9 protein-coding genes are annotated in these 9,902 nt (G+C 68.9%); 8 read left to right on the top strand and 1 reads right to left on the bottom strand.

Going from position 1 to position 9,902, the window contains the following annotated elements:
* A partial coding sequence (locus AX737_RS22335; protein ID WP_197430687.1) for a gamma-glutamyl-gamma-aminobutyrate hydrolase family protein occupies positions 1-527 on the top strand: 527 nt, incomplete at its 5' end.
* Positions 528-633: 106 nt separating this feature from the next.
* Positions 634-1,011: a hypothetical protein gene (locus AX737_RS22330; RefSeq protein WP_066925024.1), complete on the top strand. Its 378-nt coding sequence runs from the start codon at positions 634-636 to the stop codon at positions 1,009-1,011.
* Positions 1,012-1,153: 142 nt separating this feature from the next.
* Here AX737_RS22330 and AX737_RS22325 read toward each other — a convergent pair whose 3' ends face one another.
* The gene (locus AX737_RS22325) at positions 1,154-3,322 is read right to left on the bottom strand and encodes a TonB-dependent siderophore receptor (protein ID WP_082773236.1); all 2,169 of its coding nucleotides are present in this window, start codon (positions 3,320-3,322) and stop codon (positions 1,154-1,156) included.
* A 393-nt stretch (positions 3,323-3,715) separates the two neighbouring features.
* Here AX737_RS22325 and purB point away from each other — a divergent pair, with 393 nt between their 5' ends.
* The 6 genes from purB to msrB all read left to right on the top strand — a co-directional run bounded on the left by purB (position 3,716) and on the right by msrB (position 9,651).
* Positions 3,716-5,023 (top strand): adenylosuccinate lyase, encoded by a 1,308-nt coding sequence (gene purB / locus AX737_RS22320; protein ID WP_066925022.1) that lies wholly within the window; start codon positions 3,716-3,718, stop codon positions 5,021-5,023.
* Positions 5,024-5,088: 65 nt separating this feature from the next.
* Positions 5,089-5,946 carry a D-amino-acid transaminase gene (locus tag AX737_RS22315; protein WP_066925020.1) on the top strand — a complete coding sequence of 286 codons (858 nt, stop codon included), beginning with the start codon at positions 5,089-5,091 and terminating at the stop codon, positions 5,944-5,946.
* 65 nt (positions 5,947-6,011) lie between these two features.
* The gene (locus AX737_RS22310) at positions 6,012-6,353 is read left to right on the top strand and encodes a hypothetical protein (protein WP_066925018.1); all 342 of its coding nucleotides are present in this window, start codon (positions 6,012-6,014) and stop codon (positions 6,351-6,353) included.
* Positions 6,354-6,415: 62 nt separating this feature from the next.
* Positions 6,416-7,936 (top strand): malonyl-CoA synthase, encoded by a 1,521-nt coding sequence (locus tag AX737_RS22305; protein WP_066925030.1) that lies wholly within the window; start codon positions 6,416-6,418, stop codon positions 7,934-7,936.
* Between the two features lie 160 nt (positions 7,937-8,096).
* Positions 8,097-9,179 (top strand): YihY/virulence factor BrkB family protein, encoded by a 1,083-nt coding sequence (locus AX737_RS22300; RefSeq protein ID WP_238229883.1) that lies wholly within the window; start codon positions 8,097-8,099, stop codon positions 9,177-9,179.
* A 58-nt stretch (positions 9,180-9,237) separates the two neighbouring features.
* Positions 9,238-9,651, top strand: coding sequence for a peptide-methionine (R)-S-oxide reductase MsrB (msrB, locus tag AX737_RS22295; RefSeq protein ID WP_066925026.1), 414 nt, complete (start codon positions 9,238-9,240; stop codon positions 9,649-9,651).
* Positions 9,652-9,902 lie beyond the last annotated feature (251 nt).

Below are 9,902 nucleotides of genomic sequence, written 5' to 3'. Positions count from 1 at the left end.
ACGTCACGGTGGTGCCCGCCACCACCACCGCCGAGGAGATCATGGCGCTCAAGCCCGACGGCGTGTTCCTGTCGAACGGCCCGGGCGACCCGGCCGCGACCGGCCAGTACGCCGTGCCGGTGATCCGCCAACTCCTCGACGAGCGTGTGCCGACCTTCGGCATCTGCCTCGGTCACCAGCTCATGGGCCTCGCGCTCGGCGGGCGCACCGTGAAGATGGGCCAGGGCCATCACGGCGCGAACCATCCGGTGAAGGACAAGACCACCGGCAAGGTCGAGATCGTCTCGATGAACCACGGCTTCGCGGTCGATCCGGAGAGCCTGCCGGGCAACGCGGTCGAGACCCACGTCTCGCTCTTCGACGGATCGAATTGCGGCCTGACGCTGACCGACCGCCCGGCCTTCTCGGTGCAGCACCATCCGGAGGCCTCGCCCGGGCCCCGCGACAGCCACTACCTGTTCGAGCGCTTCGTCGCGCTGATGCGATCCGGCAAACCCGAGGCCGCCAATAAGGCCGATCCGGCCTGAGGGCGTCATAGAAACAGCCGATTCCGCCGTCATTCCGGGTTCAGCGCCCCGCGAACGGTGCCGTCAGAGCACCGTCGCGGGGTCTCCACTGAATTCGGGGGACGCTTTGACCACGATCGATCACGTCAGCGACGACTTCTCGCGCCTGCATCGCATCTTCACCTTCCATCTCGGTGTCGCGGTGTCGCTCGCCTGGGTGACGGCCCTCTACGCTGCCCTGGACGCCCCCTGGGTGCGCAACATCCGGCCGCTGGTCGATCCCGCCGGCCTCGGTCGCGTCGAGAGCACGTGGTCCTTCCTCTTCGTGATGCCGATGGTTCTCACCGTGGCGTGGCTCTCGGTCTATTTCGGCCGCGAGGTGCTGCGCCGCTCGCAGACGCTCGGCAACGTCGCCATCGAGTTCGCCGCCGCCGCGCTCGTCGCCTTCGGGCTGTTCTACCTCTCGATCGACCGGGCCGTCGCCGTCCTGCTCATCGGCGGCTGATCCCGGCCGATCGGTCCGTTGCTGCCGCCTCCTCGCCCTCATCCCGGGGCCGCGTAGCGGAACCCGGGACTCGGACAGACCGAGGTTTCTCGTCCTGAAGCCGCGGCGTTCATGGATCCCAAGGGCCGAGGCGCGCCTTCCCTCAGAATCGGACGATGACCTGTGCCCGGATGGTGCGCGGGGCGCCGGGCGTGATGTTGTTGTTGTTGTCGGCCGTGTAGATGTAACGCCGGTCGAACAGGTTCTCTATGTTGAGCTGCGCCCGCGTCGATTCGTTGATCTGATAGAACAGCCCGAGATCGAAGCGGGAATAGCCCGGCAGCCGCACCGTGTCGTCGGACGACGCGAAGGTGTGCGTCTGGTAGATGTAGCCGATGCCGACCGAGAATTCCGGCGTCAGCGCGAATTTGTTCCACAGCGAGACCGAATTGAACGGCACGAGCCCGACCGTGTTGCCGGCCAGGATCGTGGCCGAGGTCGCACTCTCGATGCGCGCGTCCGTAAAGGCGTAGCCGCCCGCGACCTGCCACCAGTCGGTGACGTAGCCGTTGGCACCGATCTCGAACCCCCGCGTGTTCGTCCGGCCCGACAGGATGAAGAAGCCGGCATTGTTTGGGTCCGGCAGGCGCTGGTTGGTCCGGTCGAGGGTGTAGCCCGCGGCCGTGAGCTGGAAGGTCGGGCTGACGTCGTACTTCGCGCCGACCTCGAGGTTCTGGAACCGCTCCGGCTGGGCGATGACGAGGCCCGGCGTGAAGTTACCGATCTGGTCGCCGGAACTCGGCAGGTAGGACACGCTGTAGCTGCCGTAGAAGGCGAGGTTCGGCAGCGGCTTGATCACGAGGCCGGCGCGCGGCGACACGAGGTCGTCGATCCGCTGATACGTGACCCCGTTGTTCTGGTTGCGCGCCGCGAAGTCGAAGTGGTCGTAGCGCAAGCCGCCGACGACCTGCACGTAGGGGTTCAGCTCGATCTGGTCCTGGGCGTAGACGGCGGCGAGGCCGAGGTCGTAGCGCGCATTGGCATCCGAGCCGCCGTTGTTGCGGAAGGTCACCGGCACGCGGGTGATCGGCGAGAGCGGGTTCACGGTCACGCTCGACGCGAGGTTATTGCCGAAGCCGAACAGCGCGCTCTGCCGGTAGGTCAGGCCCTCCTGGTAGCCGAGCTCGAACCCGCCCAGCAGCGTGTGCTTGATGTCGCCGGTGAGGAATTTGTAGGTGAAGTCGTTCTGGCTGAAATAATTCGTCCGGTCCGTCTCGTTGCGGTAGCCGGTGATCGTCACGCTGGTGCCGGCCGCGTTGACGGCACTGCCCGGCAGCGTGTTGGCGTAGAACCGGTTGTAGTCGGCGAAGCGCAGCTGGCTGTGCAGCTCGACGCCCGAATCGAACAGGTGATCGAGGGTGGCCGTCGCGATGTGGGCGTCGACCTTCGTGAAGTTCACGTCCGGGTTGCCGAAGAAGGTGCGGATATTGTTGCGGTAATTGTAGGCGCGCCCGAACTGCGAGGGGATGCCGCGATCGGGGAAGCGGTCGTCGTGGAAGTACTCGTAGGAGAGCCGCAGCGTCGTCTGCGGGCCGAGCAGGAACGTCATGGTCGGGTTGACGCCGTAGCGCGTCAGCTCGCCGAACTGCCGGTAGGTGCCGGAATCCTCGAAGATCCCGTTCAGGCGGAAGAAGGCGTCGTCGCTGAAGCGGTCGCCGACATCGACCGTGAGGCGCTTGTCGCCGAACTGGCCGCCCCCGGCGGTGACCTGCCGGACGCGAGCGCCGTCGGCCTCCTTCAGGACGCGGTTGATGACGCCGCCCCCGCCGCCGCGGCCGAAGATGAGAGAGTCGGGGCCCTTCAGCACCTCGACGCGCTCAATGTTGTAGAGGTCGCGGTAGTACTGCACGTCGTCGCGCACGCCGTTGACGAAGAAGTCGGCGCTCGTGCTCTGGCCGCGTATGATCGCCTGGTCGCGGTTGCTCTCGCCCTGCGCCGGGATGACGCCGGGCACGTAGCGGAGCTGGTCGGTCAGGTTCTGGAAGTTCTGGTCGGTGATCTGCTCACGCGTCACCACGGTGACGGATTGCGGCGTGTCGAGCAGCGGCGTCGCGGTCTTGGTGGCCGTGCGTGTCTGCTTCGTCAGGTAGCCGACCGTGACGCCGCCCTGCGGTCCCAGCTGCCCGACCGCGTTCTCCACGCTGAGCTGGTCGAGGGTGACGGCCGTCTCCGCCTCGGAGGCTGGCGCTGGTCGCACCTGCGCGTGTGCCCCGGTGGTGAGGGCGGTCCCGGCCAGCAGAGCCGTCGTCAGCGCGCAGATTCCAGTCTTCACTCCCGTACCCCTTCAGAACGCGTCATCGAGACTCTGATCGACCGCAGGTCTTCTTCCGATCTCTGGGGTGCCGGATACCGAATGCGCGCAAATTCGCAATTCATCGTGCGAGTACGAAATCGAGATCTCTTTTAAATCTATTCTAAGTCATAATCTAACTTTCAGGCTAAGCCGTTCATACAGGGGCCGGACCTCCGTCCGCCCCCGCTCCGAGGCTAATCCCGACCCATCGCCGAACCTGTCCGGATGTTGCCGGCCGGCAACATCCGGGGCGCGGCCGAGCCCGGCGCCCGGATGCGTTGAGCCTGCCGGGTCCGCGTGCTAGGCGCCGCGCATCGGGCGGCGTCCTCCGGGGCGCGGCCCTGCACGCACTGGACTGATCGAGGCGCCCGCATGATCCCCCGCTATTCTCGCCCCGCGATGAGCGCGATCTGGACGCCGGAGACCCGCTTCCGGATCTGGTTCGAGATCGAGGCGCACGCCACCACCGCGCTCGCCGAGATCGGCGTCGTGCCGAAAGCCGCCGCCGAGACGATCTGGGCGAAGGGGCGAGACGCCCAGTTCGACGTCGCCCGGATCGACGCGATCGAAGCGGTGACGAAGCACGACGTCATCGCCTTCCTGACGCATCTGGCCGAGATCGTCGGGCCGGACGCCCGCTTCGTGCATCAGGGCATGACCTCGTCGGACGTGCTCGACACCTGCCTCAACGTGCAGCTGGTGCGCGCGGCCGACATCCTGATCGCCGACGTGGACGCGCTGCTTGCCGCGCTCAAGCGCCGGGCCTTCGAGCACAAGAGCACGCCGACCATCGGACGCTCGCATGGCATCCACGCCGAGCCGGTGACCTTCGGGCTGAAGCTCGCCCAGGCCTACGCCGAGTTCGCCCGCAACCGTGCCCGGCTCGTCGCCGCCCGCGAGGAGGTCGCGACCTGCGCGATCTCGGGCGCGGTCGGCACCTTCGCCAACATCGACCCGCGGGTGGAGGAATATGTCGCCAAGCAGATGGGCCTGAGCCCCGAGCCCGTCTCCACGCAGGTGATCCCGCGCGACCGGCACGCGATGTTCTTCGCCACGCTCGGCGTCGTCGCCTCCTCGCTGGAGCGCCTCGCCATCGAGGTGCGCCACCTGCAGCGGACCGAGGTGCTGGAGGCCGAGGAGTTCTTCTCGGAGGGCCAGAAGGGCTCCTCCGCGATGCCTCACAAGCGCAATCCCGTGCTCACCGAGAACATCACCGGCCTCGCCCGGATGGTGCGCGGCTACAGCATCCCCGCGATGGAGAACGTGGCGCTCTGGCACGAGCGGGACATCTCGCATTCCTCGGTCGAGCGCATGATCGGCCCGGACGCGACCGTGACCCTCGACTTCGCGCTCGCCCGCATGACCGGCGTGATCGACAAGCTGCTGATCTACCCGGCCAACATGCAGCGGAACCTCGACCGCCTCGGCGGCCTCGTCCACTCGCAGCGGGTCCTGCTGGCGCTGACCCAGGCCGGCGTCTCGCGCGAGGATTCCTACCGGCTGGTCCAGCGCAACGCGATGCCGGTCTGGCGCGGCGAGGGCGACTTCCTCACCCTGCTCAAGGCCGACCCGGAGGTCACCGCGGCGTTGAAGCCCGAGCAGATCGAAGAGTGCTTCGACCTCGGCTATCACCTGAAGCACGTGGACACGATCTTCCAGAGGGTGTTCGGCGAGGCCTGACGCGCTCTCCGCACGAATCCTGCTACGCACGTCTGCACGACCAACAGCCAGAGGCCGGACCCGCCGTGACCACTCCCCGCATCGTCTACCTCAACGGCGCGTTCCTGCCCTTCGAGGAGGCCAAGGTCCCGGTGATGGACCGCGGCTTCCTGTTCGCGGACGGCATCTACGAGGTCTCGGCGGTGCTCGATGGCCGGCTGGTGGACAACGCCGCGCATCTGGCCCGCCTCGACCGGTCGCTCGGCGAGATCGGCATCCGCAACCCGCACAGCCTGGACGAGTGGGAGCGGCTGGAGACGGAGCTCGTCGCGCGCAACGGGCTCGCCGAGGGGCTGGTCTACATGCAGGTGACCCGCGGTGTGTACGAGCGCGATTTCGGCTTCCCGCCCGCCGACACCGCCCCCACCGTGGTGATGTTCACGCAAGCCAAGACGGTGGCGGCCAACCCGCTGGCCGAGCGCGGCGCCAAGGTGATCACCGTCGAGGACATCCGCTGGAAGCGACGGGACATCAAGTCGGTGGCCCTGCTCGCCCAGGTGCTCGCCAAGCAGGCGGCGGTCGCGGCCGGCGTGTCCGAGGCCTGGATGGTCGAGGACGGCGCGGTGACGGAGGGCTCGTCCTCGACGGCCTTCATCGTCACGCAGGATCGCCGCCTCGTCACCCGCCCGCTCTCGACGGCGCTGCTGCCGGGCATCACCCGGGCGGCGGTGCTGCGGCTCGCGGCGGAGGCCGACCTCGTGGTGGAGGAGCGGCTGTTCTCGGTGGAGGAGGCGCGCGCCGCGCAGGAAGCCTTCTACACCAGCGCCTCGTCCTTCGTGATGCCGGTGGTCGAGATCGACGGTGCGGCGGTCGGCGACGGCCGGCCCGGACCGCTCGGCCGCCGTTTGCGCGCGCTCTACATCGAGATGGCCCGCGCGGGCTGATCTCGGAACGGATCCTCTCAGGCCTCGTTCCCCCTGCCGTACGTGAGGCCTGAGAGAGATTCGAGATGCGCAAGATCCTGACCGGGCTCGCCGCCGGGGCGTTCGCCCTCGGGGCATCGGCCGCGCTCGCGCAGAACCCCGACGCGCCCCTGAGGAACCGCGACACCGATCCGGCGCTACCGCCCCAGAACCAGACGCCGCCGGACCGGGTCCGCCCCGAGGCCGACGCGCCGCCCAAGGACCAGAATCTGAGCGACAAGCTCCAGAGGAACGACGGCGTGATCAAGCCGCCCGGCAACGCCGCCGAGGGCATGGTGGTGAAGCCGCCGGAGACGGAGGGCGGCTCGATGCCGGTGATCAAGCCCGGCGAGCTGCCGGGCCGCCAGCCCGGCACGGAAGCGAAGTAGGCTCGGGAGGGCACCGTCGCCCCCGCTGGCGCGCGGGCGCGGCTGTGCTAGGGCTCGCCGCCATGACGAATCATCTGTTCGCCCTCGTGCGGGAGAGCCTGCCCGCCGACCCCGCCAAGACCTTCATCGAGACGCAGGACGGGCGCACCTACAGCTACGCCGACCTCCTGGCGCGCTCGGGTGCGTACGCGGCGGCGCTTCGGGGGCTCGGCGTGCGGCCGGGCGACCGCGTCGCCGTGCAGGTCGAGAAGAGCGCCGAGGTGGTGTTCCTCTATCTCGGCGTCGTGCGGGCCGGCGCGGTCTTCCTGCCGCTCAACACCGCCTACACGGCGGCCGAGATCGGTTACTTCCTGGGCGATGCGGAGCCCGCAATCTTCGTCTGCGATCCGGGCAAGCGCGATGCGCTGGCCGACGTCGCCGCGAAGGCCGGCGTCGGCCACATGCTCACCCTCGACGCCTCGGGGCACGGCAGCGTCGCCGAGGCCGCGGACCGGGCCGGCACGGCCGAGTTCGCCGACGTGGAACGGGGCCCGGACGACCTCGCCGCGATTCTCTACACCTCGGGCACCACCGGGCGCTCGAAGGGCGCGATGCTCTCCCACGAGAACCTCGCCTCGAACGCCCGGACGCTCAGGGCATACTGGCGCTTCACGCCCGACGACGTGCTGATCCACGCGCTGCCGGTGTTCCACACCCACGGGCTCTTCGTGGCCACCAACACGGTGCTGGTGTCGGGCGGGACGATGCTGTTCCTGCCCCGGCTCGATGCGAAGCTGATTCTTAAGCTGATGCCGCGGGCGACGGCCATGATGGGCGTACCGACCTTCTACACCCGGCTGCTGAAGGAGCCCGGCCTGAACCGCGAGGCGACCGGGCACATGCGCCTGTTCGTCTCCGGCTCGGCGCCGCTGCTCGCCGAGACGCACCGCGCGTGGCAGGCCCGCACGGGCCACGCCATCCTCGAGCGCTACGGCATGACCGAGACCAACATGAGCACCTCGAATCCCTACGAGGGCGCGCGGGTTGCCGGCACGGTCGGGTTGCCCCTGCCGGGCGTGTCGATCCGGGTGGTCGATCCCGACACCGGCCGGGCGCTGCCGGCCGACACGGTCGGCATGATCGAGGTGAAGGGCCCGAACGTCTTCCAGGGCTACTGGCGCATGCCCGAGAAGACGGCCGCCGAGTTCCGGGCGGACGGGTTCTTCATCACGGGCGACCTCGGCAAGATCGACCCCGACGGCTACGTCCACATCGTCGGGCGCGGCAAGGACCTGATCATCACGGGCGGCTTCAACGTCTACCCGAAGGAGGTCGAGACCGAGATCGACGCGATGCCGGGCGTGGTCGAGTCGGCGGTGATCGGGCTGAACCACCCGGATTTCGGCGAGGGCGTCACGGCGGTGGTGGTGCCGGGCGAGAACGCGCCGGACGAGGCCGCGATCCTCGCTCATCTCGAAGGGCGGCTCGCCAAGTTCAAATGTCCGAAGCGGGTGCTCTTCGCGGCGGAACTGCCCCGCAACACCATGGGCAAGGTTCAGAAGAACCGCCTGCGCGAGGAGTATGCAGGGCTCTACGCGGGCTGACGCGCGCGTCCACACGCCCGCTCGGAACACCCCGCCCTACGGCGACGTTTGGCACCCGTGCGCGCCCACGCGCATGCCGGTGCTCGACTGCCCCATGACAGCCCAAGATCCACGCCCGTCTGCAACGCCGGAGGGCGCCCCCGCGTCGGTGCTGTGGACGATGCTTCTGGGCTCCGCCCTGATCGCCCTCGCGCTCGCACCGAGGCGCGGCCCCGACGACGCGGCCCTCGAGCCGCCCGAGCGCGGCGAGACCGGGGCGCGCTCCTATACCGGCCGCTCGGCGGCGCTGGTGGCCGCGACGCAGCCCGAGCGCGGACGCGGTGCCAAACGCCCGGACGAGATCCCGCAGAACGGCTGGAAGGACATCGTCTACCGGGTCTACCTCGAGTTCAACAAGGACCGGGTCCTCTCGGTCGCGGCGGGCGTGACCTTCTACTCGCTCCTCTCGCTGTTTCCCGCGATCGCCGCGCTGGTCTCCTGCTACGGCCTGGTCGCGGATGCCAACGTGATCAACGAGCACCTCGCCGCGATGCAGGGCGTGCTGCCCTCCGGCGCGATCGACATCATCGGCGAACAGGTCAAGCGCATCACCGCGAAGGGCGGCGGCGCGCTGAGCTTCACCTTCCTGACGAGCCTCGCGCTCTCGCTCTGGAGCGCGAACGCCGCCATGAAGGCGATGTTCGACGCGCTCAACGTTGTCTACGAGGAGGAGGAGAAGCGCAGCTTCCTCATGCTGAACCTGCGTTCGCTCACCTTTACGGTCGGCGCGCTCGTCTTCATCATCCTGGCGCTGACGTCGATCGTGGTCCTGCCGGTGGTGTTCACCTTCGTGGGGATCAGCAACAGCGCGTGGCTCATCGCGGCGCTGCGCTGGCCGGCGCTCCTGCTCGTCCTGCTCGCCGGCCTCTCGGTGCTCTACCGTTACGGCCCGAGCCGCGAGCACGCGCGCTGGCGCTGGGTCGGTGTCGGCAGCGTCGTGGCCTGCCTGCTCTGGCTCGTGGCCTCGCTGCTGTTCTCCTGGTACGTGACCAATTTCGGCAACTACAACGAGACGTACGGATCGCTCGGCGCGGTCATCGGCTTCATGACCTGGATCTGGATCTCCTCGACGATCGTGCTGCTCGGCGGCGAGATCAACGCGGAGATCGAGCACCAGACCGCGATCGACACCACGACCGGCCCGGCCCTGCCGATGGGTCTGCGCGAGGCGCGCATGGCCGATTCCCTCGGCGCGGCGGCGTGACGACTCGCGCCGGCCCGCCCGAGGCGCCATATCTGCCGCGACAGACATGGAGGATCCGATGGCCGCGACCGACGCGACGAGCGCCCCCGAGACCCGCAGCGACGCCGAGTGGCGCGACGCGCTCACCCCGGACCAGTACCGGGTGCTGCGCGAGCACGGCACCGAGCGGGCCGGCACGAGCTGCCTGCTGGCCGAGAAGCGGGCCGGTACCTTCACCTGCGCGGGCTGCGGCGCGCCGCTCTTCGAGCAGGGCACGAAGTTCGAGTCGGGCACCGGCTGGCCGAGCTTCTTCGAGCCCCTGCCCGGGGCCGTCGAGACCACCGTCGATCGCAGCCACTGGATGGTGCGCACCGAGGTGCACTGCGCCCGCTGCAAGGGCCATCTCGGCCACGTCTTCGACGACGGCCCGGCCCCGACCGGCCTGCGCTACTGCATGAACGGCGTGGCGTTGAACTTCGAGCCGGCCGATTAGGCGGGCCGGAGGACCCGAATCCGTGGGGACGGCGCCGGCGATCCGGGGCTATCTCCCGGTTTCGTCTTGATTTTGGCGGCTTTCTGCTTAGTCCCTGACGGCAGGAGAGGTTGTAATCGTTCTGTCGACCGGTGATCGCGCGCCCGACGCGCGGCCTGGCTGCCCAGTCCACTGGCTGCCCGGGCTCGTCCGCTTCCGGTCTTCCGACGACCACGACCCGAACGGCGACCCGCCGGCCCCGCGCCGGCGGG

Source organism: Methylobacterium sp. CCH5-D2 (assembly GCF_001556475.1).
Lineage (GTDB): Bacteria > Pseudomonadota > Alphaproteobacteria > Rhizobiales > Beijerinckiaceae > Methylobacterium > Methylobacterium hispanicum.
The sequence above is the reverse complement of the archived record's forward strand: the minus strand, read 5'-3'. Positions and strand labels throughout refer to the sequence as shown.

Excerpts from the sequence above, each read along its gene's own strand:
- AX737_RS22310 (WP_066925018.1), top strand. The coding sequence starts at position 6,012 with ATGCGCAAGATCCTGACCGGGCTCGCCGCCGGGGCGTTCGCCCTCGGG.
- msrB (WP_066925026.1), top strand. The coding sequence starts at position 9,238 with ATGGCCGCGACCGACGCGACGAGCGCCCCCGAGACCCGCAGCGACGCC.
- AX737_RS22300 (WP_238229883.1), top strand. The coding sequence starts at position 8,097 with ATGCTTCTGGGCTCCGCCCTGATCGCCCTCGCGCTCGCACCGAGGCGC.
- purB (WP_066925022.1), top strand. The coding sequence starts at position 3,716 with ATGATCCCCCGCTATTCTCGCCCCGCGATGAGCGCGATCTGGACGCCG.
- AX737_RS22305 (WP_066925030.1), top strand. The coding sequence starts at position 6,416 with ATGACGAATCATCTGTTCGCCCTCGTGCGGGAGAGCCTGCCCGCCGAC.